Here is a 26976-nt window from a genome sequence, read left to right as displayed (position 1 = left end):
GCAAGTCGTTTTTATGACAAGTGTCATATTTTCATGACAATCATTTTCTGTTATGGAAAATGGAGTGAATAGTCTTCCATTATCTCAAGAGAGATATAGGCATATCTTTCGAAGAGGATGGAAAACATTAAAAAAAAAGAGGCTGTAAGCTTTCGCTTCAGCCTCAAAACTCTAAAATATTTGATCAGAGCATACTTTGGACAAGCGCAAGTAAGACGCCACCGGCAACCACAGAGCCGAGCTGTCCGGCTGTGTTGGATCCCATGGCATGCATTAAAATGAAGTTATCCGGATCATCTTTCAATGCCATTTGTGCAACAATACGGCCCGACATCGGGAATGCGCTGATACCGCATGCACCAATTAACGGATTAATCTTACGGCCGCTGATAACTTTCATGAATTGTCCAAAAAGGACTCCGGCAGCAGTATCGAGTATGAAAGCAAGTAATCCTAAAATCAGAATAAAAAGTACATCCGGTTTCAAGAAACTTTCGCCGGTCATAGTAGCGCCAACTGCAAGTCCCAGGAAAAGTGTAGATATATTGATGATTTCATTTTGAGCAGCTTTGTCTAAACGAGGAACAACACCACTCTCTTTCATCAAATTACCCAGCATCAACGCGGCGATTAATGGAGCAGCTGCAGGAGAAATAATGCTGATAGCGATTGTGACAAGCATCGGGAAGACAATCACAGCACGGTTTGAAACCGGTCGCGCAGCATATTCCATATGGATTTGCCGATCCGCTTTCGATGTCAATGCTTTCATAATCGGAGGTTGAATAATCGGAACCAAGCTCATATAGGAATAGGCGGCAACAGCAATCGGGCCTAAAAGATGCGGCGCAATTTTCGAGGTGACATAAATTGCCGTTGGTCCGTCAATTGCCCCAATCGTACCAATTGATGCGGCTTCCGCCAAACCCCATTTTAGTCCGGGAATATACTTAGCAAGGATGCAGCCTAAAATTAATGTTCCATAAATACCGAACTGTCCTGCAGCGCCTAAAATGACCATTTTCGGCATTGCAAGCAGCGGGCGGAAATCAATCATGGCTCCAACTCCGATGAAAATCAGGAGCGGAAATAATTCTGTCTCGATACCAGCTTCATACAAAACTTTCATGAAACCAGTATTAATCGACATACCCAGATTCGCCAGAATGCAGCCGAATCCAATAGGCAACAGCAAATTAGGTTCATATTCTTTAATGATCGCCAGACCAATTAGAACCAGTCCAATACAAATCATCACAATATTTTGCCAGCTTAATGCCAGAAACGAAGAACTGATGAAACTACCAAAGTTACCCATAGTAATTTCCTCTTAATCAGCAAATGACAGCAACACCTGCCCATGAGTAACGGTATCACCTTTGCTTACATTGACAGAAGCGATTGTTCCTGCACGCATTGCAGTGATGTTATTTTTCATTTTCATTGCTTCCAAAACGAACAGCACATCGCCTTTTTTCACTGTCTGACCCGCTGTCACGTTGACTTCCTGAATAACGCCGGGAATGGGTGCTTTTATAACATCAGCGCCGGCTGCTACTGGTTTAACAGGAGCTGGAGCGGCTGCAGGAGTGGTAACCGGTGCCGCAACAGCAGCGCGCGGTGCATTATCGGAATAAACACTGAATTCAGTTCCTTCCACATTGACAATCATCGGATTCGCATTGGGATCTGCAATTTCCACAGAAAAATTTTTACCTTCAACCTTAATGTTCAGTTTCATATGAATAACTCCTTAATTATTTTTTGTTATACATTTTCGCAATGATTGGCGAAACGAAAAGATTATTTCTTTACAGATACAGCACTTGCTGCAGCGGCAGCGATTTTCATTTTCAGGTCGTAATCCTGAATCGAAGCGACAGCCGCAGCGGCAGCCCGCATCTTCAATTCATCTTCACCGACAGAAACAACTTCGGGTTCTTCGATTTCTTCTGCAGCTTCTGCAGGATCCTTAAGGAACCTTACTAATAACTCCATCACACCCCACAGAATAAACAGGGAGATGAATAAAATGACCATACCGATCAAGGTGATCAGCAAAGATTGGGTAATTATTCCAACATTATTCATATATGTTTTTTCTTCCTTTCTAACCGGTTGTTATCTACACCGGCATATTTCCATGTTTCTTCAGATCGCGTTCTATTTTCTTGAAACGGATTCCTGCCAGGGCGGCAATTATCTTCGGACGCGTTTCTTTCGGCTCGATAATATCATCAATGTATCCGGCTTCGGCGGATATATACGGATTCAGAAACTTTTTCCGATATTCATCAACTAGTCGGTCATGTTCAGCTTCCGGATCTTCAGCCTCATCAATTTGTTTTCGGTACAAGATTTTTGTTGCACCTTCCGGTCCCATCACAGCGATTTCCGCACTTGGCCAGGCATAGGTAATATCGGTTCCCATCATCTTGCTGCCAAGTACAATATAAGCACCGCCATAAGCCTTTCGAATAATAACTGTAATCTTCGGTACAGTCGATTCAGAGTATGCATACAGCACTTTTGCCCCATGACGGATTACGCCGTGATGTTCCTGATAAACTCCCGGAAGAAAACCCGGGCAATCCACCAAAGTCACAATCGGCAGATTATAACAATCGCATGTCCGAACAAAGCGGGCAATCTTATCTGAGGAATCAATGTCCATCACACCCGCAATTTTTGCCGGCTCCTGGGCAACGATTCCGACACCTTTTCCATTAAAACGCGCCAGTCCAATGATGCAATTGGGTGCAAAATCAGCTTGCAGTTCCAAAAAGCTGTTTTTGTCAACGATTTTTTCGATGACGGCATGCATGGAATAGGGTTCCGATGGATCTTCCGGAATCATTGAATTCAGGCAATCCTCAGTCCGATCCGGTGAATCCTCTGTTGGAATAACAACCGCTTTTTCAAGTGCATGATTTGGAAAATATGAAAAGACCTTTCGACAAAGCTGCAGTGCTTCTTCATCCGTGTTCCCAGCAAGATGAGCTAATCCGCTTTTTATCAGATGTGTATCGCTTCCGCCTAAATTTTCAGCGTCAATTACCTCACCTGTCACAGATTTCACCACATCAGGCCCGGTTAAAAACATAAACGAATTCTTTCGGGTCATAATAATGAAATCAGTAGCAGCCGGAGAATAAGCAGCTCCGCCAGCACAAGGTCCCATAATCAAGCTGATTTGCGGGACAAGTCCTGAGAGCCTGGTTGTCCGAAGAAAGATACCTGCGTAACCGGCCAGACTGACAATCCCTTCCTGAATTCTGGCTCCACCTGAATCAATGATATGAATCACAGGCGCTTTATTTTCTAACGCAAGATCCATCATTCGACAGATTTTCCGACTTTGCATCTCGCTCATGGTTCCACCATAAACGGTAAAGTCCTGCGCATATACATAAACAAGGCGATTGTCAATTGTACCGAACCCGGTAATTACACCATCGCCATGAATCTTTTCTTTTTGTTCAAATCGGGATAGAATGTATGATTCCAATTCCTGAAATGAACCGGGATCGAGCAAATACTCAATCCGTTCGCGCGCAGTCAGTTTCCCCTTGGCGTGTTGTTTTGCAATTCTTTCCGAACCGCCGCCTTTCAAAACTTCCTGTTTGCGTTTCTTCAGTTCAGCAATCCGGGGATCAACAGGCAATTTTTCCATTCATACAATTCTACCTTAAAACCGGATTTTCTGCGGCAACCAGCAATTCGAAATGTGAGGAAGAATTTTTGTTATTATGATGTATTAACGCGAAGCAAAAAAGCAACATAATAACAAGTTTTTTTTCGATTGATTTGGATAACAAGTCCATATTTCGAATTATTGACCTGCAACAGTTCGATTTGCTGACATGTAATCACCCTGCGTAAGTAGTTTGAAGAACAAACCCTTTTTTTTTGAAAAAATAAGGTATTCTTATGAAACAATGCAGATGCGTGAAAATCTGCATTTGCGATTTGGCAATGGCTTTGGCAATTGTTACGAAAATTGGAATTACTATAACGGCTTTACATGATTGCCAGAATGTGCTATAATCCGTTCTCGCGCATAAATTGCGCTGATATCGATGCAACCCTTTGCAAGGATTAGGTGTTTATTATGACAGATATTTTACGAAGTATTGAAGCCCCGATCAATCCCAATATTCCGGATTTACTTCCGGGTGATGGTGTTTCCGTTCATGTGAAAATTAAAGAAGGTAATCGGGAACGTATTCAGGAATTTAAGGGCATTGTCCTTTATACCCATAACAATGGTACAAATTCCACATTTACTGTTCGTCGTCTCGCATCCAATGGTATAGGTGTTGAACGCACTTTTCTTACCCGTTCCCCTCGCATTGACAAAGTTGTCGTAGAACGTCACAGCAAGGTTCGCCGCGGTCGTTTGTATTTCTTGCGGGATCGCAGCGGAAAAAGCGCTCGCCTCAAGCAAAAGTTTTAATCCAATTTGTGCGGGTTGCGCGACTTTTAAAGTCTTATTGAAACAGAATAAACAGGAGTGTATTTATCACTCCTGTTTTTTTATTGTTCGCCAAGGCAGTTTGGTACAATCATTTTCAACATAACACCTCCTTATTTAAAATGAGATCAGCAAATGAATCAAAAAAGACCAGTCATCGCAATCATATGCAATCAGGATATTCCGGACAATCCGGATGAAGCGATTTATAACGACGTAAGCCAACGGTACACTACAGCAATTCTGAATGCCGGCGGACTTCCTGTGTTGATTCCCGATGAATTTCCACCATCAGAGATTCAATATTTGAGAGATACATATTCCGGAGTCTTCTTGATTGGCGGGGGTGATGTTGCAGTGGAACGATTTTTTGGAAAAGTCCACCCTTCCATTTCAGCGCCAAATCACCCACGGGACATACTCGAAATTGAAATAACAAAACATGCTGTTGAAACCAGTTGGCCAATTCTGGGCATCTGCCGCGGCATTCAAACCATGAATGTCGCTTTGGGCGGATCGCTGTATACCGATATTGCGGATCAAGTTCCGGGAACAATTCATCATAGCAGCCCCAAGGGAACACCACGCAATCAGGCTATTCATTCGGTACAATTCGATCCACAGTCTCGTCTTGAAAAAATTTATGGGAAATCGTCTCTCAACGTTAATTCTTTTCATCACCAGGCAATCAGTAAAATCGCATCAGCATTTTCACCGGTTGGAATGACACCGGACGGACTGATCGAAGCAGTGGAAATACCCGATCATCCTTTTGCCATTGGCGTACAATGGCATCCGGAATGCATGCAGGATGATCCGGACCAGATCAAATTATTTACCGCTTTTATAAACGCATGTCATACGTCGTGATCCTATGAAAAAAGCATTGATTTATATCGGAGCGGGAACAAATCTCGGAAATCGGGCAGAAAACCTCAGACTGGCTGCCCAGCTTCTTCCGCCGGCAGTAAAAATTCTCAGGACATCATCGGTATATGAAACCGAACCATGGGGATTTAAAGATCAGAACTCTTTTTATAACCTGGTCTGGGAAGCAGAAACAACACTTCCACCGGCGAGTTTGTTATCTTATCTTAAAAAAATTGAAAAACGGATTGGCCGAATGCCCAATTTCCGATATGGGCCCCGCGTAATTGATCTGGATATCCTCCTTTATGATGACGAAAGCATTCAAACAGATGAACTCATCATCCCACATCCGCAAATCCCAAACCGGCAATTTGTCCTGGTTCCGTTATGCGACTTGATTCCAGAAAAATTACATCCCGAATTCGGAAAAACGTGGCATCAATTGTTATCGGAATTACCATCAGCGGAGATAACGGCTGTCACAGAAAAGATCGATTTTTCGAGAATCGTATTTCGTTGGGGTATTCGAACCTACTTAATGGGAATATTAAACCTGACTCCGGACAGTTTTTCAAAAGACGGGATTTACGGAACATCGGATGAAATGATCCGAAAAGCGCTGCAGAAATCGGAAGCATTAATTGCAGCAGGAATGGATATCATCGATATCGGTGCTGAAAGCTCCCGTCCCGGATTTACCACAATAACCGTTCAAATGGAACAGGAGCGGCTCTTGCCGGTTCTAAAAGCAATCAGGACTCATTTTCCCTCGCTCGTCCTGTCCGTTGATACAAGAAATGCATCGACAGCAGAAGCAGCCATCCAAATCGGCGCTGACTGGATCAATGATATCGGAGGAGCTGCTTATGACGATAAAATGTCTCCCGTATGTGCCTCCAGTCATTGTCCGATCGTTCTCATGCGGAACAAACCGTTGCAACCCACCGGAGATACGATCAATTCTGTACGGTCTGAATTGTTGTCCCTGGTTGATAACGCTCGCAAGGCAGGTATTCGTGATGAACAAATCATCATCGATACGGGGATTGGTTTTGGGACAACGCCGGAACAAAATCTGGAAATCATCAACAATTTACAACGAATCAGAGAAATGGGATTTCCTGTTCTCATCGGTCCCAGCCGTAAATCCTTTATCGGTCATTATCTCCAAAAAGAGATCGAAGCACGTCTCGAAGGTACTGCGGCAGCAATCGCCGCAGGAATCATGAATGGTGCAGATATTATTCGAATCCATGATGCGGCCGCGCTGTACGATGTGGCAAAAATGGTTGATTCAATTATTCGATAATTTCGCTTCGATGAATCGCAATGCACATGAGAAACTAAATCTTTTCCTTTTTTAGAATAGCTGCTCTATAATTAAAACATCATTAAATCTTATGAACTGCTGTTCGCCAGCGATTCAAAATTCGGAAAAATATATTGTTGGTGTGGCGTTTTTGTGCGAATTACAAAAACACCACAATACCACATTTCTTTTTTCAATTTTAGAAGTTAGTCTCGATTTCGAAGTGCTGGCTATTCATAAAAATTCTTGATTGATTTTTATTTTCAACAATGATTCGAACTGAAAAAGACCGGATTAAAAAAAAAGCAGAAATTTTTTTGACCGGAAAAAATTTAAAAATTGATGAAAACAGAGGATAAATTTAATGTCCATTATTCCAGTCATCTTAGCTGCAGGTCAGGGAACCCGAATGAAATCTGCACTTCCCAAGGTCCTTCATGCAGTCCTCGGCAAACCGATGATTTCATACATTCTGGATGAAATTGCGAAAGTAACACCTGAAAAACCGGTGGTTGTTCTCGGACATGGAGCGGATCAAGTAAAAGCAGTAATTCAGGAACGAGCTCATATCGCAATTCAAAAACAACAGCTTGGGACAGCCGACGCCGTACTGGCAGCGGAAGCACAAGCTGCCGATAAAACCGAATATGTTATTGTCGCATATTCAGACATGCCCTGTCTTCGCGCACAAACAATTCAGAGAATTTGTGACACTCAGAAAGAGAATTCTGGGGCTTTTTCAATGTTAACCATCATTCAGGAGGATTCACACGGTTTTGGCCGGATCGTCCGTCAGATGGATGGCTCCGTCGCAGCCATCGTTGAAGAAGCACAGGCAACACCAGAAATCCTGAATATTAAAGAATGTAACGTCGGCGTGTATTGTTTTCGTTCCTCGTGGTTGTGGCAAGCTCTAAAACGTGTCAAGATTTCTCCAAAAGGAGAATACTATCTGACCGATTTGGTGGAATTGGCGAATGAGGATCACTTGCCCGTCCAGGCGGTCGTCTTAGAAGATCAGGAAGAGGCGCTGGGAGTCAACAACCGAGTCCATTTATCCGAAGCAGAGGGAATTCTCCGGAAACGAATCAACCAAAAATGGATGATGGAAGGTGTAACGATGATCGATCCGTCATCGACATACATTGCAGCAGATGTCACCATCAGTCGTGACGTCATTTTGTATCCCGACACCTGGATTGAAGGGAAAACAATCATTGGGGACAATTGCCTGATCGGACCCGGCACTTTTATAGCTGACAGCGAGATCGGCAAAGGCTGTGTCATCCGCCAGTCCTCAGTAAAGAATTATTCACTCCCTGAAAAATCGGTGATCGGGCCTTTTCAAGTATTGGGACAGTAATTCGAAATATAAAAAGAATTCTTAATGTTCTCATGGTTTTGCACGTTGCGCAAAACCATGAGAACAACCTGTTTTTTGATTCATTCAATAGACAGGTCTCGATTTTAAATCTGTTGATTATGCTGCTTTCAATCGCTGCTAAAAACCCAGTGATTCACCGACCAGGATCACTTTGACTTTCTTTGCCGGACGGCTGATCCGAGTTGTCACAACATTCGCACAAATACAGTCCGGGGAAATGCAATCTTCACAAGTTCCCGTGACATTGCAGGGTGTTTTCGTTTCATAGCGCTGCACATTGATTGGCGCGGCAATTGTTCTCGCACGGACAACGGCGTCCTCAACGGATTTGACAACTTTATTAATTCCGGCGATAACAATGACTTGTTTCGGGCCAAAAATCAATGCGGCAACACGGTTGCCGTTTCCATCTACATTGACCAGTTGTCCATCCTCACTGATAGCATTGGAACTCATCAGGAATGTGTCACAGGTTAATGCCTTGCGCATTAATTCGGTACGCTCTTCCGGAGATTTACCAAGATCACGATTGATCACTGTATAACCATTGTCGATCACATATTGCCACAGTCCGATTTGTTTAATCGTTTCGGATCCGCCCCATGCAACAACATCCGTTTTGGGAATCAAACTCAATGCTTTTTCAAGCGCAGCTTCTTTGGTTGGACAATAATATGCTTCAAAATGTCTTGAATTCAATGCCTTCACAACTTTTTCAGCAAGTTTGTCATTACGAATTTGAACAGGTGTTTGTGCCATGATTTTTTTCCTTTATGGTTTCTTCTGATAGATTGATTCTATTGTATATTGTTTTAATAAAATTGACAGAATTAGGAAAACTGAAAAATTTGGGGAGGATTTTTTGTTGTCGTAATTGATTCGGATCACAAGTTGATATTTTGAATTAATGAACCGGAAACTATTGGATTTTCATCAAAGCAGACTGCAACTTGAACAGCATGAAAAAATTTGGCAAAGTCATTTTATTTAGGCTGACATTAGCCAAAATAATCCCGAATCGCCTCCGCATTGATTTCAGAAATTCCATTTACCAGCATAAGTTCCGCTTTTTCTGCTTTTACAATGTTTTCAATCGTGCCAAACTTTTTTAATAATGCTTTTCGTTTCACCGGTCCGATTCCAGGAATCTTCTCGAGTTGTGAGGCTAATCCTTCCTTCGTTCTGCGATTTCGATGGGCAGTTATCGCAAAACGATGTGCTTCATCACGAATTCGCTGAACCAGATAGAGTGCTTGTGAATGTCTCGGTAAAACAACGGGATCTGCTTTCCCCGGCACAAATATCTCTTCTTCCCGTTTTGCCAAACCGACAACAGCGATTCGATCCCGCAATCCAAATTCGGTCAGCACTTCAACAGCACGGCCAAGCTGACCTTTACCGCCATCCATGATGATTAAATCCGGAAGCAAAGCAAAAGAAACATCCGGTTTTCCACCTGCTTCCTGATTTTTTTCCTGGGCAGCCTGCCATCGTTTCAGTCTGCGCGTCAAGACTTCTGTCATACTGTCAAAATCATTCGGACCTTCAACCGTTTTGATATTAAACCTGCGATACATTTGTTTACTTGGGGTTCCCTGTTCGAAAACCACCATCGATCCTACTGATAAGGATCCCTGTGTATTTGAAATATCATAACATTCGATACGATTTGGCGGCACATCCATGGAAAGCGCTTCCTGAAGTTCAGCGAGGGTTTCGCTTTGCTTGTTTGTATCATTTTCCCACTGTGTCTTGAGCGCACGCAATGTCTCGATTGCGTTTTCTGTCGCCATATTCACCAAGTCTTTCCCATCGCCGCTTTTGGGTACCTTGATTTCGACACAACCTCGTCCCTGTTTTTGTTTCAGCCATTGACGAATGATCCGGGTTTCATCTAATTCCTGCGGAAGGAGCATTTGATCCGGTACGCTGGTCGCCTCGTTGTAATATTGTTTGATGAATTCAGTAAGAACCTCTGCATCCTTTGCGTCTTCAGTCCCTTTCATAATGAAGTATTCCTGCCCGATCAATTTTCCGCCGCGGATGAAAAACATCTGAATACATGCTTCATTTTCAGCGCGAGCCAGGGATATAACATCCGAGTCCATCTGTTCACTGCTGACAATTTTTTGCTTTTCTACAACTCGACTGATTGCCTGAATCTGGTCACGGATCATCGCCGCCTTCTCGAATCGCAGCTGATCCGAGGCTTCTTCCATCTCTTTCTGCAACCGATCAACGATTTTCGCTGTTTTACCTTCGAGAAAATTCCCCATATCTTCTATCATCGCATAGTACTCTTTTTGCGAGATAGCGCCAATGCAGGGGCCGGAACATAATTTGATATCGTAATATAAACAGGCTCGCAAATCGTGTCCGGTAATATCCCGGTCGCAAGAAATATAGGGAAAGATTTTTCTCAACAGATCCAATGTCTGGTGAACCGCCCATACGCTGGTATAGGGTCCAAAATATCGTGATCCATCGCGATGCATCTGACGGGTAATGTAAATTTTAGGAAACGGTTTTTGAAATTCAATTTTTATATAAGGATAATTTTTGTCATCCTTCAATTGGACATTGTACTGCGGCCGATGCTTTTTGATCAGATTCATTTCCAGAATCAGGGCTTCCAACTCTGATTCCACAACTATCCAGTCGATAAAGTCGATTCGGGCAATCATCTGGCGAATGCGTGGAACATGGTCGCCTCTTTCTTGAAAATAAGAGTGAACCCGATTCCAGAGATTAATGGCTTTCCCGATATAGATAATCGTGCCATCTTTATCTTTCATCAGATAACAACCCGGTTTTTTCGGGAGTGTGTCAAGAATTCCTTGAATTTTTTCGTTGACTGCCATATTCTTAGCTCTCAAGAATGATCGTTACCGGGCCATCATTTTCGAGTTCAACCTGCATGTATGCGCCAAATTCACCTTTTTGTGTCGGAACACCTTGCTCATTTAACAACGCTGCAAACCGATCTACCAACGGTTCAGCCAGATTCGGCAAAGCTGCCCCAGTAAAAGAAGGACGGTTCCCTTTACGCGTATCCGCATAAAGCGTGAATTGAGAAACAACCAGCGCTTCTCCGCCGCAATCAAGAACCGAAAGATTCATTTTGTCCTGATCATCCTGAAATATTCGCAGCGCTGCGATCTTTTTTGTCATCGTTCTCGCATTCTCTTCCTGATCATCAGGGCCGATTCCAAGCAGGATAAGCAATCCGCCATTGATTCGGCTGATTTCTTTCCCATTGACAGATACTTTTGCATGTTTAACTCTTTGGATGACTGCTCGCATGATGTAGATCCTCGTTTTTCAATCTGATTAGGCAGCGGAACTGAAATCTGTCCCTGAAAGAGTCTATTTTTTTAGTCAAATTCCGGCGGTTCGATGTGAATGTAAGCACGTTCAACTTCCGGATTTTCAGTAAGACGGGACTCAATTTCAGATTCGATGGCATGGACTTCATATAATGTCAATTTACCATCCACATTGATATGAATATCCAAAAGGAGTTTTGTTCCGACGTATTCTGTAAAGATTTGGTGTACGTTGATAACACCAGGGACGGAAGCAATGATTTTTTGAAAATCCTCGCGTTCCGCCGCTTTGGCGCCGGCGCCTGTCAAAAAATCCAAATTTTCTTTCAGCGCTTTGAATGCTGCGCGGAAAATCCATATGGAAACCAAAATACCGGCAATCGGATCGGCAAGCGGATAAAAAAATCTGGCTGCAATAATGCCGACTATCGCAGTAAACGAAGTGATTGTATCCATTAAATTATCGATCGCTGCCGTACTTAAAGTCGGACTGTTGATTTTGCGGGATATGCGATTGATCAGCCAATACATCAGAGCTTTAATAATCGCCGAACAAAGAAGGACCAGGGACGGGAGGCCAAACTCGAATGCACGCGTACCGTGAATTATCTTATCGATGGAATCCGCTACAGCTTGATATCCAGCCCACGCCATGGATATGCTGATAACCAGTCCGACCAGAGGCTCAAAACGACGATGTCCTTGAGGGTGGGATATATCAGCCGGACGGACAGCAATCAACAGTCCGATTACCAGCATAACGGAATACAAAACATCAGAAATTGAATTGTATGCATCGGCAGTTACCGCCGAACTTCCCGAATATTTTGCCGCTAAGGATTTAATGACAGCCAGGAAAACATTTCCGCACAGGGTGATGATTAAAGCCCGATACAATTGTTGATTATTTTCGTTTGATCTTTTATGATCTGAGTAATACTTCATTTGATTATCCGATCCTTTCAAATATCAGACATCAAGAAACGGAAATTTTGTTCGGACCCAATCCTCCCTCTACACCCTTTCAAAGATTGTCTTTCTTTTTGCGACTGATTCGTTTTTCAGAAAATGGCGTGTAGAACGAATTCTTCACCTTGTATAAACGAATTTTTGTCTCGATTTTGACAAGAGATTATACAATATTTTTCTCTCAATCCGATTCTGCTTTAGCAATTCGAAATTCTTCCAAATTTCGAATTGCTGATTCTGTTTAGATTAAGTTGCACATCGTTCGAAATGCAGCAAATGCTTCGGGAACATTCCGGCATATCATACCGACAGAACGACCGGATCTGCGTTCAGCACCTGGCATTCTCGCTGCAGCTTCAGCCATATGGGGCATATGGAATTCCACCTCAATATCGATCGGTGCTGCGATTTTCAGCGGCGCAGAGGACTCCCCTGCAAAATATTTTTCCACCGCTTTTCTTGCTTTTTGTTTTAATAGCGCCTGTGTTTGCTCTGGAGCAGGGCAACAACCGGAAAAATATCCGAAAGCCTGTTTTACAATTGCCGTCTCAATTTCCGGTAACAGCCCTTCTGCTTCCGCTGCAATTGCCTGATCACCACTCACCATAATCACAGGAATATTAAAATAGCCTGCGATCATTGCATTTAATCCGAATTCGCCCATGGAGCTGCCGTTGATTTTCAAATCCAGTACTTCTTTAGACCAGGTATGCGCAAGGATCGCATCACCAGTTCCGGCTTTGGCATGATATCCGATCAACATCACAGCATCGATTTGCTGATCAATACCATTCATCATGCTCCAGGGAGAAAATGTTCCATTATTATAAGCAATACGATGATCAAGATTTTCTATCAACAGGTTTTGGCCCCGATTATGCCCATCACCAACAAAAATCTCATCAACACCTGCACTGAACGCTCCATCGGCCACTGCGTTTACATCTTCTGTCATCAATTTTCTAAATCGTGTATATTCAGAATGGGTACTGTCACAATGCTCCCAGCGAGTAACGCCGGTAATTCCTTCCATATCACATGCTATTAGTATTTTCATAACCTGAAACCAAAATTTCCTTTGATTGTATATATGCTGAAAAGCATTTTTTCCTGATCAGGAAAAAATGCTTTTCATAGTTCAGCTAATTATACTATGGACAATGGTCAAGAATCTTCAGCCAGCGGTTCGAAATTCGAGAACGATCATGTATTAATGGAATTTTTTTCGTTTCTCTTAAAACATCAGAACAATAAGGAATTCCGATTTCGGCTTCCACATGACTTTTCCTTTACAGGACTGAAACTATGGTAAAATAGTTCGGCTTGGATTACACATGCCTTCGGATCTTCCCAGCCGCGTCGGCTCGTAACGGAGCCGGGTCGGGCAGAAATGAAGGAGGCAGAGGATAAAAACGCAAAAGGAGCAGTAAAAAATGACCAATGTAATTTCCATGAAAGCATTATTGGAAAGCGGCGTTCACTTTGGGCACCGCACGAACAAATGGCACCCCGCCATGAAACCGTACATCTTCACCGAACGGAACGGCATCCACATCATCGACCTGCAGCAGACGGCAAAGAGTCTGAATACAGCGTATGCGGTTGTGCGTGATATTGTTCAATCTGGTGAAAACATTATGTTTATCGGCACAAAACGCCAGGCGCAGGAAACGATCAAAGAAGAAGCGATTCGCTGCGGCATGCCGTATGTGACCGAACGCTGGCTGGGCGGTATGCTCACCAACTGGTCCACCATCTATCAGCGAATCATGGAGCTGGAAAAGCTCGAGAAGATGCGCGATAGCGGTGAAATCAACAAACTGACTAAAAAAGAAGGGCTGATGATCGGACGTGAAATCGCCCGTCTGCAACTCCGTTTGAGCGGTGTGCGCAATATTAAATCAACCCCGAGTCTGATCTTCGTCATTGATGTGATGCGCGAACAAACTGCCATTCATGAAGCGAACCTGAAGGGCATTCCGGTGATCGGCATGGTGGACACCAATTGCGATCCCTCCAATGTGGATTATGTGATTCCGTCCAATGACGATGCGATTCGTGCCATTAAACTGGTGGTCGGAAAGATCGCAGATGCCGTCATTGAAGGCAAAGCGCTGCGAACAGACGGAGAAATGGGCGATGTTGCCTTTACTTCAGAAACGGCTTACCGCGAACAGACACACAGCCATATGAATGACAGCGAAACCCCGGATGAAGACCTGTTCGGCGCTGCAACATTAGCAAAATTAGCGAGCAAAAAAGCTGCAGATCTGGATTTGGATGCAGCGATTGAAGATGAGGAAGAATAAGATGGCAATCAGTGTTGAATTAATCAAACAACTCCGCGAAAGCACCGGCGCCGGCATTCTGGAATGCCGCAAGGCGCTGGAAAACGCCAACGGCGATCTCAACGCAGCGATGGATTTCCTGCGTGAAAAAGGGCTTGCCACTGCATTGAAACGCGCTACCCGCGATGCTTCCGAAGGTGTCGTGGAAGTTTACTCACACGGCGGCGGACGCGTAGGCGTCCTGTTAGAACTGAACTGCGAAACCGATTTTGTCGGTCGGTCAGAAGCGTTCCGCGCTCTGGCACATGAACTGGTTCTCCAGGTTGCCGCCTCTTCTCCGATCTACATCAAAGAAGAAGACATCCCGCAGGATGTGCTGGATCATGAAGCGAAAATTGCCGAGACTAAAGCCCGTGAAGAAGGAAAGAAGGATGCCATCATCCCGAAGATCGTTGAAGGCGCACTGAAGAAATACAAGGATGAATTTGTCCTGTGCAATCAGCCGTATATCCGCGATGAATCAATCACCATTCAGGATTTGCTGAATCAGAACATTGCATCGATGGGAGAAAATGTCGTTATCCGGCGTTTTGCCCGCTTTGCACTGGGTGAATCCACAAATTCTGAAGAAGAATAAAAAAACAAAATCGAGAGAACCAACCGAAAAGTTGGTTCTCTTTTTTACAGGTAAACGCACTTTTGTATTTGAAATTTGCATTTCGAATTACGAGTACGCTCGGTTGATTCAAAAAGTTGGCTATTATTTCGTATTGCTGGAAAAACACCGTTTTCGATCCGGATTTTCTCTATATAATGAAAGAGAAAGCAATTCTTTTTCGGTCGGATCATCCATTTTTTAGCGGATTTACACCAATCCGCATCCATACAACCAGGGAACAGGAATGATAGCGATTCGAAATTTGGATTAACCGTTCGAATAAAGAGAGGAAATTTGATGATCTGATGGTTTTGCGCAAAGCGCAAAACCATCAGATCAATCGGGATTCTATTCATAGTTCGAATCGCAGCAGAAATGATACTTCCCTGGATTTTTCAGGGAAGATCTTTTACTGAAAGGAAACTATATGTCGGAATTGAAGTTTAAACGTGTTCTGCTCAAACTGAGTGGTGAAGCCCTGGCTCCACAGGAAGGCAGCGGAATTGATCCGCATGCTGCTAACGAGATCGCACTACATGTTAAAAGTGTAGTCGAAATGGGAGCGGATCTCGCGATCGTCATCGGCGGCGGCAATCTGTGGCGCGGTAAAATCGGAATTGAAGTGGGCATGGATCAGGCGACAGCGGATTACATGGGAATGCTTGCCACCGTGATGAATTCCCTCGTCCTGATGGACGCTCTGGAGCACATCGGAGTGACTACACGCGTGCAAACCGCTATTCAGATGCAGTCTGTCGCAGAACCCTACATCCGGCGCCGTGCGCTGCGCCATATCGAAAAAGGACGCGTTGTGATCTTCGCCGGCGGTACCGGAAATCCCTATTTCACAACGGATACCGCCGCAGCGCTGCGTGCTGTCGAGATGCATGCCGATATTCTGATCAAGGCGACGAAGGTCGATGGCATTTACGATTCTGATCCCAGGAAAAACCCCGCTGCGAAAAAATTTGATACCATCCGCTATATTGACGCGCTATCCATGCAGCTTGAAGTGATGGATTCAACCGCTATCTCACTTTGTATGGACAACAAGATGCCGGTGCTGGTGCTGAATTTGTGGGAGAATGAATCGCTCAAAAAAGCCCTTTCCGGTGAGAAAGTCGGCACCCTCGTCATTCCGTAGCAGACTAATTATTGATTAGGCTGGTCTTTCAAATCATTTAAAATCATATTTTGGTACTATTCAATGTTTTCCCGCTCCGCGGGAAAACATTGAATAGTATTCCTGACCAGCGACTCGAAATATGAAAGGGATTATTTATTATTGTGTTGTTTTTGCTCGAAGCGCAAAAACAACACAATAACAACTTCTCTCTTTTTTCCAAAAAAACTTCTCATATTTCAAATTACCGAATCCGATAAAAAGCACCAAATACCATCATGTATAATCGTAATCATGCGAAACATTTTTTCCCTGCTGTTAAGATGGATCATTTTATGGGTATTTAATGCCGCTTGTTTTCTTGTCAGCAACTGGCTGCTGCCGGGTCTGACCATTCTGCCGGACCAGGAGCTGTCGATCATCATCAGCGCCATGTCCGTCAGTCTGATTTTCACATTACTGAATCTGCTGGTTCGGCCATTCTTGCTGTTGCTGACTATCCCGCTAACAGGTCTGACTGCCGGTCTTTTTTCCTTGCTGATCAATGCCTTCACCATCTTATTGGTTGCTTATTTTACGGATCTGTTCGTGATCGATTCCTACTGGACTGGTTTTGTCGCCAGCTTTCTGTTTGCATTGACCAATATCATTTTTTCAACGCTCATCCCGATCGACGATGACCTGTTGTATTTTGATTTTGTGGGTGAAAGAATCAAGAAGCAGACACGCATTCAGGATGACGGGAAAAAAGGAATTATCGTATTGGAAATTGACGGCCTTTCCTATACACGAATGCAAAAGGCGGTTTCGAAAAGGATAATGCCATTTGTCAGCGAGTTGTTGGATTCCGGCAAGTATCAAATTGATGAATTCGACTGCGGAATTCCATCCCAGACGTCATCCAGCCAGGCCGGCATCATGTTCGGTAATAACCATAATATCTGCGCCTTTCGCTGGTATGACAAAAAACTGAAGAAAGTAATCTCTTCCGGCAATTTTCAGGATGCAAACCTGATTGAAAAGAGAATTTTAGAAGAAAAACCGGGAGGTTTACTGCAAGGCGGCGTCAGCATCAACAATCTGATGTCAGGCAATGCAGCTGCAGCGATTTTAACGGTCAGCTCGATCTTCCCCAGAAATAACGAGGAGTTGATCACTCGCAATATCGACATATACCTTTTTTCAATGAATCCGTATTTGCTGACCAAATCAATCCTTCACGCGCTGTTCGAGGCAGCTGTTGAAATACTGCAATATCTGTGGGCTAAAGTGCGCAATAAACGCCCCCGCCTGAATCGACTGCGGCGTTTTTATCCACTGGTGCGTGGTGCCACCGCTGTGCTGCTGCGCGATATCTCAACAGCGCTGATCATCAATGATGTGTATCGCGGTCGTCCTGCGATTTATGCCACCTTCTATGGACATGATGAAATTGCGCATCATTCCGGGCCAGACAGTCTGGAAGCGATGCACACGCTGAACGGCATCGACCGCTCAATCAAGAAGATCTGGCACGCCGCTGAAAAAGATGCCGGCAGAGAGTACGAACTGCTGATCCTCTCCGATCACGGTCAATCCTTCGGCACGACCTTCAAACAGCGCTATGGTTATCCGCTGAGTACCTTCATCCGCCAGCTTGCATACGAGTGCGCGGTGGAAAAAGCCGTGACGCTGGTAACTGGTATTGAAAACAGTGCCGATAATGATGCCAGCATTCGCGCTGCATTGATGGCGTTGCGCTCGGTCTCAGCCCAAAATCCAGGATCCATCCGGGAACAGACCATCTCGCGCATCGAGAAGGCGCTGGACAAAAATGAACGACGTGAACTGATCGAAGAACTGGAGTCTCAGGAGAGCGATATCTGGGTGTTGGCCAGCGGCAATCTGGTCAATGTCTACTTTTCCTTTTTGAACCATAAGGTTTCCTTGGCAGAAATCGAAGCACATTATCCCAATCTGGTGCAGCGGCTGATTGAACATCCCGGGATCGGATTGGTCGTTGTCCAGAAGGATGGTGAACCCATCGCCATCGGGAAAGAAGGATCGCGAAATCTTATAACGGGGGTGATCAGCGGAAAGGATCCTTTCCTGCCGTATGGGAATCCGGAGCTGCGACAGGAGCAGATTTCCTATCTGGCACAGTTTCCCAGCGGGGGTGATATGATCCTCTTTTCAACCGTTTATGCAGACGGAACGGTTGCCTCCTTCGAAGAATTGATCGGATCACATGGCGGAATGGGCGGAGAACAAACATCAGCCTTCATTTTCCATCCTGTCACGATCAAAATTCCGGATCATATTTCAAATTCCAATCAAATATATGATATTCTGCTGAATTGCAGAAATCAACTATCCGAAAAAGATATTCGAGCACAGCAACAGGCATCGGCCGCCGAAATCAAAGCCGGTTGGAGCTTCTCCAGGCTGCTAGCTGGTATACGTCATACCAGCCGATGGACTCCTCTATTGCGGGACATTGTGCTGTTTCAGGGAGATTCGTATCGAAAAATCGGGAATGATCCCATTTTCAACGGACCGGCACTGCTGATTTCGCTAATCTCGCTGTCTTCCAACCTGGTGGTTTGGCTGCTGATGACGGATATCCCGTTAGAAAACCGGATTCTGGCGGGTTTGATCACATGGTCAGTCAATCTGTTTATGCTGATCGGCTCCGCATATGCCAGCACGTTGATTTTGCAGAAGGAAGATCTTTTCGGAAAAATGATCCGTGGATTCTTATTCTGCGGTATATTGGATATCTTGTGGTTTGGAGCTTTATTTCCCGGTTTTCGTTCATTCTGGTTTATTCCGATTTTACTCATCCGGTTAATTGCCACAGCCACAGCTGCAGCCGGAATTGCTGATATTCAAGGCAAGAAACGTCTGATTGTAATTCCGGTCGTCCTATTTTTATTCATTCTGACCAGCCTGATCTTTTTCATCCTGTTGGAAAGTGTTGCAGCCATTTTTCAATTGGATTCACTCCATCAGATGAATATTCTTTTCCGCATGTTTTTGGAACGCCCATGACAGATCTAATTCAAATCAAATTTTCTGATATCGAACAGACCATCTTTTCCGGCAGTTTTTTCCAATGGAATGCCAGTGATATCCTATCGCTCTCAAGAAAGCTGATGAAACAGGAGACACAGCTCCAAAAGAATCATCCAGAGTTGCACCCGCTGAAAATCGCCATCTCGGGAACATGCAACACCCAATTTCTGACCCGTATTTTGCGTCCTTATCTATATGCTTTCGGGATTCAGCCGCTGTTCTATGAAAGCGTTTACGGTGGTTTGATGAACGATTTGATGAACCTTGAATCGGATTTGTATCGGTTTCAGCCGGATGTATTCATCGTGTTGCGCCAATATCGGGATCTGGAAGCGTATCCGGAGCTGTTATCACCAATGGATGCTGTGGATGATTTGGCTGAACGTGAAGTGCAATCACAGCTCGCGCTGTGGCAGTTTTTCCACAAACATAGCAGTGCGCAAGTCTTTTTAACCAACATTGCGGTTCCAAATCGCCATGTATTGGGTAATCTGGAAGCAAACCTGGTATCCAGCCGGAATACCTATCTGCGCATGGTTAACGACCGTTTTCTGCGGGAAAAACCATCCTTTATCCATCTGATTGATCAGGAAGCCATGTCCGCTGATTTCGGAAAAGACCGCTGGTTTGATGATTCCGCCTGGTTCATCAGCAAGCAACCTTTTTGTATGGATGCATTGCCTGTAATGGCGCTGTCACTGTCACGCCTGACTGCGGCGTTGACGGGAAAGATGAAAAAGTGTCTTGTGTTGGATTTGGACAACACGTTATGGGGCGGTGTGATTGGCGATGATGGATTAGAGGGCATCAACCTGGATCCGAATCATGCCATCGGAGAAGCCTATCTCGATTTTCAGCATACATTGAAACGATATCAAGAACGTGGCGTATTATTGGCTGTATGCAGTAAAAACGATCAGACGATTGCAGAACAAGTATTTCTATCGCATCCGTATTGTTACTTAAAACTGCAGGATTTTGCAGCGTTTATCGCTAACTGGAACAATAAGGCGGACAATCTGCGCCACATCGCACAGCAGTTGAATATCGGATTGGATTCACTGGTTTTCTTTGATGATAATCCGGCAGAACGCGAAATCGTCCGCTCCATGCTTCCAGAGGTAGCGGTGCTGGATGTTCCGGCAGATCCGGCACAGTTCAGCGTCGCACTGGACAAGGCAGGCTATTTTGACTGGCTGCAGTTGTCGAAAGAAGATTTATCCCGTGCGCAATCGTACGCAGCGGATCAGGAACGCATCCGCTTGAGCGAAAGCTCGGTTGACTATGATGCGTATCTGGCCGCTTTGGAGATGGACGCCCGGATCGGGCGCGTCAGTCGATCCGAAACAGAACGCTTCACTCAATTAATCAACAAAACCAACCAGTTCAATCTCAGGACTGTTCGTTATTCGGAAGCCGAGATGGATTGTCTCCTGAATGATGAAGCAGTATACCCGCTGCGGGCGATACTTGCCGATAAATTCAGCAATTACGGCTTGATTTCAGCCTGCATTTTGCGTAAACAGGAAGGGAAGCGGTTATGGATCGAATCCTGGGTTATGAGCTGCCGTGTTTTTAAACGCGATCTCGAAAAAGCCATGCTGAACCATATAGTTGCAGTGGCTAAAAATTTTGGCTGTGCAGAGATTCTGGGAGAATACATTCCGACAGCCAAAAATGGATACGTGGCAAATCTGTTGGACGATCTGGGTTTCGATTTGATCGCAGAAGAGAATGGAACGCGCAGATATTCGCTTTCCGTATCCTCATATGTTCCATGTGAAACAAAAATCCATGTTACAGAAGAAACCATGTGAAAAACAACAGTCTGAAACCAGTAAAGAGGAGTTTTTAACGGATGGAAACGATCGAAAAATTACAGAAGATTTTACAGGATGTTTTTGATGATGAGACGCTTGTCATCGATGAACACACAAGCGCCGAAGATATTGCGGAATGGGATTCTTTTTCTCACATTCATTTATGTGCTGCGGTTGAAAAAGAATTTGGCATCAGGATGACGACAGAACAGGCTATCCGGGTTAAAAGCATTCAGGATTTCCTGCGCATCATCGAAGAAAATCATTCCGGAACACTTTAATTCCGTTTCCGTATATCTCTGCATATTCAGGAAGCCAGAATTTCGCGATAAACCGCGAGATAACCCTGACTCATCTTTTCCAATGAAAATTGCTCCTTGATTCTCCTTCGGGAATCTTCACGCAATTCTTTTTTTTCTTCCTCTGATAGCGCAAGCATCTCCAGACAAGCCTGCAGCAGCGCCGGGATGTCATCTGGCTCAACCACCCGTCCGCATGGGCCGATCAAGTCGGCAGTATCTCCAACTTTTGTCCCGACACACAGGATTCCGCTGCTCATGGCTTCGCCGATAATCAACGGAAAAGCTTCACCGCTGTTGGAAGAGAAGACAAACAGATCCAACGCATTCAGAAGCGCAGGCACATCCTCCCGAATACCCAATAAAATCGTTTTATCATCGATACCTGCAGAACGTAAAAGATCCCGAATGATCGGATTTCCCGCATCCAGTCCCTTGCCAGCCAATAGGAATCGCACATCCGGCCGCGATGCAGCCAGCATGCCCCAGCATTCAATCAATCCTATATGATTTTTTTGTGGATCAAAGCGGGAAATGTTGCCAACCAGTATTTGTTGATCGGACAATCTCAGTTCATTACGCAGAACCATGCGTTTGTGTAGATCGGGTTTGAATGTTACCGTATCAAAACCGTTCGGGACAAAGCGCATGATATCCGGCCGATATCCCAGTGCTTGATGAACTTTCATCGCTTCTTTCGAACAAGAGAGAATCCGCCTTGGCACTAAATGAGATAATTTTGACAGAATCCGTACAATGACCCTGGTAATACGGTTGGATTTCGTACCTAATGTAGAATTATGTAATCCCCAGACCAGCGGTTTTTGGACAAAGAGATCTGCCAGACTGACATACAAATCCGCATGATACAGCCAGGAATGGATCAAATCCGGTTGTTCCAACCGGATCATTTTCACCAGCCGAATCCATGCAAACAGATCCGGTACAGATCGTTTCATATTTAAATAAGAAACCGGAAAACCATTTTCTTGGATAATTTTACCTATATTGCCCGGACCGCTCAAACAGATGACTTGCTGTTGACAACCGGCAGTCCGCAGCAAAGGTAATATCCTTGCCAGCATGATTTCCGCGCCGCCACGATCCAGATCAGTAATTACATGTAAAATTTTCAATGAACTGTCTGCTCCTGTTTTTTTTCAATATTTGAATATATATAACAGTTTGCTTCTCGTATTGCTTTCCCTTAAAATTCTTCTGATAACACAAGTTACCAACATTTCCATTCGGGCGACTGCAAAGTTGGTATGTATGTTCCTAATTATACGATTCAACTTTCATTTCCATATTGGTGCAGACCTTCGAGAGCAATTTTAAATTTGGGAAGGATTCTTTTGTTGTTGTATTTTCATGCGCGAAACGCAAAAGCAACACAACATAGAATCCTCATTTTAGAATTGCTGCTGGTTCATAAAACAAAAAATCATCTGTGATAGAATTTCAAATATGTCCGCAATCGAAATTATTCTTGCCTCTGCCTCTCCCAGAAGACGTCAAATTTTATCCTGGGCTATCAAAAATTTTATCTGTCAATCGGCGGATATTGATGAAACTCCGCATATCGAAGAAGATCCTGTTTTATACTGTGAGCGGATGGCACTTGAAAAAGCAAGCGTTCTGACTCGTTTTCATCCGCTTGAAGAAAAATTTATCCTTGCATCCGACACGACCGTATTTCGCAATTGTCAGATCTATGGGAAACCAAGGGATGCTGCCGATGCTTTCCGAATGATTAAAGAACTGCAGGGGAAGCCTCATGTCGTGTGCACTGCCATCGTATTACTCCACACAAATCAAACAAAACAAGAATCAGCGCTTTGCGTGTGTCAGACAACTGTTCAGATGCGACCATTCACTGACGCTGAAATTGAAGATTATGTCGCCTCAGGAGATCCGGAAGGTAAAGCCGGTGCATATGCAATCCAAAATCGTGTGTTTGAACCGGTGTCCTCCATCCAGGGATGCTATGCCTGCGTGATGGGGCTGCCACTATGCCATACGGAACTTCTCTTTTCCCAATTGGGTATTCAATTTGACAAAGATTTTTCAAGTTGCTGCAAAGCCAATATTACCTATCCATGCAATCTGAAAAAAGAAGAGATCCAAAGAAACGCTGTTGTTAAGCGCATAGAGAGTGAGTTATCTGCATGAAACGAATTATTCCTTTAATTCTGATTTTTTCTTTTCTGATATCTTCCTGCGGTATTTTCCCGTCTCTGAAACCAAAAGATACACCCCTGCCACCTACTCCGATTCCCTCGGATACTCCGCTGCCAGACCCAAAAACCATGACAACAGCCGTACCGGAATCGCGAATTTCAGCCGAAGCCTTCCTTTCCGCCTGGAAAGCAGAGGACTACGTTACGATGTACAATATGCTGTCCCAAGTCACACGGGATACGATCAGTTATGATGATTTTGCCTTGCGCTACAAAGACACCGCAATCAATATGACACTTGATGAATTGAATTATGCCATCACCTCCGTACTGACCAATCCAGGGAGCGCCCAGGTCGGATATAAAATCGATTTCATAACCCATGCAGCCGGTGTCATTTCCAGAGATATGGTGATGAATTTGACGTTCGAAGCAAAAGACTGGAAAATTCTGTGGGATGACGGCATGATCATGCCCGAACTGCGCGGCGGGAATAAACTGGCAATGGAAATAACTGTTCCGTCACGCGGCACGATTTATGACATTAACGGGATTCCATTAGCCTCTGAAGCAGAAGCGTATGCCATCGGTGTCGTTCCGGCATCCATCCCATCCAACCGTTGGACATCGTTGATTAACGAATTGTCTCGACTGACAGGCAAGACGACTTTTGTGATCACACAGATTCTTGAGGAAGCGAATCAATACGATTATGTTATTGTCGGAGAAGTACCTGCAGCGACGTTGGAAGAGCGTTATTCCGTAATATCCGGATACGAAGGAGTTTACCTGAATCGTTACACTGCCAGCCGATATTATTTTGATGGAGGAGTTGCGCCGCATCTGGTCGGATATGTGCAGCCAATCGGGGCTGATGAAGCTGATCAAATGAAACGGAATGGCTATCGGATTGATGAACGCATTGGCCGACTCGGTATCGAAAAATGGGGACAGGATCAGCTTGATGGGGAACGCGGGGCAGCGCTGTATGTTGTGGATCCGAACGGAAATGCTATAACCCGATTATCGAAAACCGATCCACTTGCAGCGAACACAATTTACACAACCTTTGATGAGGATTTTCAATATGACCTGCAACGTGCCATCGCCGGATTCAATGCAGCTGTTGTCGTCCTGGAAAGAGATACCGGCAGAGTGCTGGGGTTGGCTTCATCCCCAACCTTTGACCCGAATTTGCTCGATTTCAATAATTACAACTCTTTTTACAGCGGGGACTTGCTGTATGGAAACAATCGTCCGATGTATAACCGTGCAACGCAGGGACAGTATCCGCTGGGATCGGTATTTAAGATCATTTCCATGGCAGCAGCTCTGGAAACCGGAATTTACAATATCAATGACACGTATGAATGCGGATATGAGTTTAACGAGTTGGATGGAGTCACTTTAACAGACTGGACGCTGGAGCACGACATACCGCCCAGTGGTACATTGACACTCGGTGAAGGCCTCATGCGCTCCTGCAATCCATGGTTCTATAAAATCGGCCTTGAACTATATCGGCGTGTTGGTCCAGATGCACTCTCCAGTATGGCAAGGGGATTCGGATTGGGATCTTTAACCGGCATTGGCGAGATCGAAGAGGAGCCGGGGAATGTGGAAACGCCGAAGGATGAATATTCCTCTGTTCAATTAGGCATCGGACAAAGTACTTTGCTGGTCACACCACTGCAAGTGGCGCGATTTGTCGCAGCTGTCGGCAACGGCGGGACGCTTTACCGTCCTCAGGTCGTTGAACAGATCGTAGATCCAGCAGGGAATGTGGTCTATGCCTTTCAACCGGAAGAACAGGGAAAATTGCCTGTCTCAGAAAAAAATCTGGGTTATATCAAAGATGCCATGTTGTCTGTAACCAGCAATGTTCGGGGCACCGCCTATAATACCTTTAAGTTTGTCAAACAAAAAATATGGGGAAAAACTGGAACTGCACAAACATCGCCGGGAGCGCTTCCCAATGCATGGTTCGCTGGTTTCACCGATGAAGAAGATCCCGAAAAGCCGAATATCGCGATCGCTGTCCTGGTTGAGAATATTGGAGAAGGATCCGATTTTGCTGCGCCAATATTCCGACGGGTACTCGAACTGTATTACAACGGTCAGGCATCGATGCTATATAACTGGGAAGCCGGCGTGTACATCACCAAGACGCCTACACCGACGCCGACGATAACACCGACGCCGGTTCCAACCAAAGCGCCATGGCAGATTACTCCTGAAACAGATGAAACAGGAGAATAAATGTTACAAGGCCGCGTTTTAAAATATCACTCAGGATTCTATTCAGTTTTTTCAGATGGAGTGATCACAATATGCAAGCTGCGCGGCAAAATCAAGAAACAAACGCACAATGTAGATCTGGTAGCCATCGGAGACAGTGTTGAGTATATCCGCTTTGAGGATGGAACGGGAGTTATTGAAAAGATCCTGCCACGCAGCAATGAATTGATTCGGATGATGTCCGGTACAAAAATTGAATATCGGCAGGTTCTGATCAGTAATCTTGATCAGATTCTGCTGGTTTTTTCCTGTGCCAAGCCGGAACCAAGACTGCGAATGCTCGATCGCTTTCTGGTCATTTGTGAAAAGCAGGCAATTCATCCGATCATTCTGATCAATAAAACAGATCTGATCGGTATGGAAAAAGCCCGAAAAATCTTTCAGATCTATGAAAAAATTGGTTATCACGTATTGTATACCTCTGTGGTTGAACACATAGGTATCGAAACAATGCAATCTCTGCTGACCGGCAAAGTAACCGGATTAGTCGGTCCTTCGGGTGTAGGTAAGTCCAGTTTGATCAATTTGATTGATCCAGAACTGGATTTAAAAGTGAATGAGATCAGCGAAGCAACGGACAAAGGCCGGCATACGACTGTTGTACGAGAGATGTTTCCGTTAAAAGGCGGGGGATTTGTTGCTGATTTGCCTGGACTGAAAACACTTGCATTATGGGATATTGAACCAGAAGAACTGGATGGATATTTTCCGGAAATTCGACCATTAGTATCCCACTGTCTTTACAGCGATTGTACACACAGACCTGAAGAAATCGGATGCGCCGTTCAAAAAGCGGTTGAAACCGGTGAAGTGAGCAAAGAAAGGCTTGAATCTTTTCTGCGGATCCGATATGGAGAGGATGATCCTGCATAAATTTTTTCTAATTGAAAAATCGATCATCACCTCCCTATCATTTTGTATATC

23 protein-coding genes are annotated in these 26976 nt (G+C 44.6%); 13 read left to right on the top strand and 10 right to left on the bottom strand.

Annotation, left to right across the window (positions count from 1 at the left end):
* Nucleotides 1-184 precede the first annotated feature (184 nt).
* The 4 genes from ATC1_RS00350 to ATC1_RS00335 form a co-directional block, all read right to left on the bottom strand.
* Nucleotides 185-1318 (bottom strand): sodium ion-translocating decarboxylase subunit beta, encoded by a 1134-nt coding sequence (locus tag ATC1_RS00350; RefSeq protein WP_062276896.1) that lies wholly within the window; start codon nucleotides 1316-1318, stop codon nucleotides 185-187.
* Nucleotides 1319-1330: 12 nt separating this feature from the next.
* Complete coding sequence (locus ATC1_RS00345; RefSeq protein WP_062276894.1) at nucleotides 1331-1741, bottom strand: biotin/lipoyl-containing protein; 411 nt, start codon at nucleotides 1739-1741, stop codon at nucleotides 1331-1333.
* A 62-nt stretch (nucleotides 1742-1803) separates the two neighbouring features.
* On the bottom strand, nucleotides 1804-2091 hold the full coding sequence (locus tag ATC1_RS00340; RefSeq protein WP_062276892.1) for an OadG family protein: 288 nt from the start codon (nucleotides 2089-2091) through the stop codon (nucleotides 1804-1806).
* A gap of 34 nt (nucleotides 2092-2125) precedes the next feature.
* A complete protein-coding gene (locus tag ATC1_RS00335) occupies nucleotides 2126-3673 on the bottom strand; it encodes an acyl-CoA carboxylase subunit beta (RefSeq protein ID WP_062276889.1) in 1548 nt (515 codons plus the stop codon).
* Between the two features lie 438 nt (nucleotides 3674-4111).
* On the opposite strand from ATC1_RS00335, the gene rplS reads away from it, so the two are divergent.
* The 4 genes from rplS to ATC1_RS00315 all read left to right on the top strand — a co-directional run bounded on the left by rplS (nucleotide 4112) and on the right by ATC1_RS00315 (nucleotide 8016).
* A complete protein-coding gene (gene rplS / locus ATC1_RS00330) occupies nucleotides 4112-4456 on the top strand; it encodes a 50S ribosomal protein L19 (protein ID WP_062276887.1) in 345 nt (114 codons plus the stop codon).
* Nucleotides 4457-4609: 153 nt separating this feature from the next.
* Nucleotides 4610-5344: a gamma-glutamyl-gamma-aminobutyrate hydrolase family protein gene (locus ATC1_RS00325; protein WP_062276884.1), complete on the top strand. Its 735-nt coding sequence runs from the start codon at nucleotides 4610-4612 to the stop codon at nucleotides 5342-5344.
* Nucleotides 5345-5348: 4 nt separating this feature from the next.
* Entirely contained in the window at nucleotides 5349-6653 is a 1305-nt protein-coding gene (gene folP / locus ATC1_RS00320) for a dihydropteroate synthase (RefSeq protein ID WP_062276881.1), read from the top strand.
* A 364-nt stretch (nucleotides 6654-7017) separates the two neighbouring features.
* Nucleotides 7018-8016, top strand: coding sequence for a bifunctional UDP-N-acetylglucosamine diphosphorylase/glucosamine-1-phosphate N-acetyltransferase GlmU (locus ATC1_RS00315; RefSeq protein ID WP_062276878.1), 999 nt, complete (start codon nucleotides 7018-7020; stop codon nucleotides 8014-8016).
* A 138-nt stretch (nucleotides 8017-8154) separates the two neighbouring features.
* Here ATC1_RS00315 and ATC1_RS00310 read toward each other — a convergent pair whose 3' ends face one another.
* The 5 genes from ATC1_RS00310 to ATC1_RS00290 all read right to left on the bottom strand — a co-directional run bounded on the left by ATC1_RS00310 (nucleotide 8155) and on the right by ATC1_RS00290 (nucleotide 13389).
* Nucleotides 8155-8796: a lactate utilization protein gene (locus ATC1_RS00310; RefSeq protein ID WP_062276875.1), complete on the bottom strand. Its 642-nt coding sequence runs from the start codon at nucleotides 8794-8796 to the stop codon at nucleotides 8155-8157.
* A gap of 239 nt (nucleotides 8797-9035) precedes the next feature.
* On the bottom strand, nucleotides 9036-10898 hold the full coding sequence (gene uvrC, locus ATC1_RS00305; RefSeq protein ID WP_062276872.1) for an excinuclease ABC subunit UvrC: 1863 nt from the start codon (nucleotides 10896-10898) through the stop codon (nucleotides 9036-9038).
* 4 nt (nucleotides 10899-10902) lie between these two features.
* Entirely contained in the window at nucleotides 10903-11340 is a 438-nt protein-coding gene (dtd, locus tag ATC1_RS00300; RefSeq protein WP_062276868.1) for a D-aminoacyl-tRNA deacylase, read from the bottom strand.
* 71 nt (nucleotides 11341-11411) lie between these two features.
* Nucleotides 11412-12308, bottom strand: coding sequence for a cation diffusion facilitator family transporter (locus tag ATC1_RS00295; RefSeq protein ID WP_062276865.1), 897 nt, complete (start codon nucleotides 12306-12308; stop codon nucleotides 11412-11414).
* Nucleotides 12309-12573: 265 nt separating this feature from the next.
* A complete protein-coding gene (locus tag ATC1_RS00290) occupies nucleotides 12574-13389 on the bottom strand; it encodes a M55 family metallopeptidase (protein WP_082174587.1) in 816 nt (271 codons plus the stop codon).
* Between the two features lie 376 nt (nucleotides 13390-13765).
* Between ATC1_RS00290 and rpsB the strand changes: the two genes are divergently transcribed.
* The 6 genes from rpsB (at nucleotide 13766) to ATC1_RS00255 (ending at nucleotide 21556) form a co-directional block, all read left to right on the top strand.
* On the top strand, nucleotides 13766-14641 hold the full coding sequence (rpsB, locus tag ATC1_RS00285; RefSeq protein WP_062276859.1) for a 30S ribosomal protein S2: 876 nt from the start codon (nucleotides 13766-13768) through the stop codon (nucleotides 14639-14641).
* Between the two features lies 1 nt (nucleotide 14642).
* The gene (gene tsf, locus ATC1_RS00280) at nucleotides 14643-15257 is read left to right on the top strand and encodes a translation elongation factor Ts (RefSeq protein ID WP_062276855.1); all 615 of its coding nucleotides are present in this window, start codon (nucleotides 14643-14645) and stop codon (nucleotides 15255-15257) included.
* 448 nt (nucleotides 15258-15705) lie between these two features.
* Entirely contained in the window at nucleotides 15706-16422 is a 717-nt protein-coding gene (gene pyrH / locus ATC1_RS00270; RefSeq protein WP_062276849.1) for a UMP kinase, read from the top strand.
* A 273-nt stretch (nucleotides 16423-16695) separates the two neighbouring features.
* Nucleotides 16696-19431: a phage holin family protein gene (locus tag ATC1_RS00265; protein ID WP_062276846.1), complete on the top strand. Its 2736-nt coding sequence runs from the start codon at nucleotides 16696-16698 to the stop codon at nucleotides 19429-19431.
* Nucleotides 19428-21272, top strand: coding sequence for an HAD-IIIC family phosphatase (locus ATC1_RS00260; protein ID WP_062276842.1), 1845 nt, complete (start codon nucleotides 19428-19430; stop codon nucleotides 21270-21272). The genes ATC1_RS00265 and ATC1_RS00260 overlap by 4 nt, the downstream gene beginning before the upstream one ends.
* Before the next feature lie 41 nt (nucleotides 21273-21313).
* Nucleotides 21314-21556 carry an acyl carrier protein gene (locus tag ATC1_RS00255; RefSeq protein ID WP_062276839.1) on the top strand — a complete coding sequence of 81 codons (243 nt, stop codon included), beginning with the start codon at nucleotides 21314-21316 and terminating at the stop codon, nucleotides 21554-21556.
* A gap of 26 nt (nucleotides 21557-21582) precedes the next feature.
* Here the strand turns inward: ATC1_RS00255 and ATC1_RS00250 are convergent, their stop codons facing one another.
* Nucleotides 21583-22710: a glycosyltransferase gene (locus tag ATC1_RS00250; protein ID WP_062276837.1), complete on the bottom strand. Its 1128-nt coding sequence runs from the start codon at nucleotides 22708-22710 to the stop codon at nucleotides 21583-21585.
* 331 nt (nucleotides 22711-23041) lie between these two features.
* Between ATC1_RS00250 and ATC1_RS00245 the strand changes: the two genes are divergently transcribed.
* From ATC1_RS00245 to rsgA, 3 genes are read left to right on the top strand one after another with little or no spacing between them, the layout of a single operon-like run.
* Nucleotides 23042-23746 carry a Maf family protein gene (locus tag ATC1_RS00245; RefSeq protein WP_062276834.1) on the top strand — a complete coding sequence of 235 codons (705 nt, stop codon included), beginning with the start codon at nucleotides 23042-23044 and terminating at the stop codon, nucleotides 23744-23746.
* Nucleotides 23743-26013 (top strand): penicillin-binding transpeptidase domain-containing protein, encoded by a 2271-nt coding sequence (locus ATC1_RS00240; RefSeq protein ID WP_062276831.1) that lies wholly within the window; start codon nucleotides 23743-23745, stop codon nucleotides 26011-26013. The genes ATC1_RS00245 and ATC1_RS00240 overlap by 4 nt, the downstream gene beginning before the upstream one ends.
* The gene (rsgA, locus tag ATC1_RS00235) at nucleotides 26014-26925 is read left to right on the top strand and encodes a ribosome small subunit-dependent GTPase A (protein ID WP_062276827.1); all 912 of its coding nucleotides are present in this window, start codon (nucleotides 26014-26016) and stop codon (nucleotides 26923-26925) included.
* Nucleotides 26926-26976 lie beyond the last annotated feature (51 nt).

This window comes from Flexilinea flocculi, from assembly GCF_001192795.1.
In the GTDB taxonomy this organism is placed as follows: domain Bacteria; phylum Chloroflexota; class Anaerolineae; order Anaerolineales; family Anaerolineaceae; genus Flexilinea; species Flexilinea flocculi.
The sequence above is the reverse complement of the archived record's forward strand: the minus strand, read 5'-3'. Positions and strand labels throughout refer to the sequence as shown.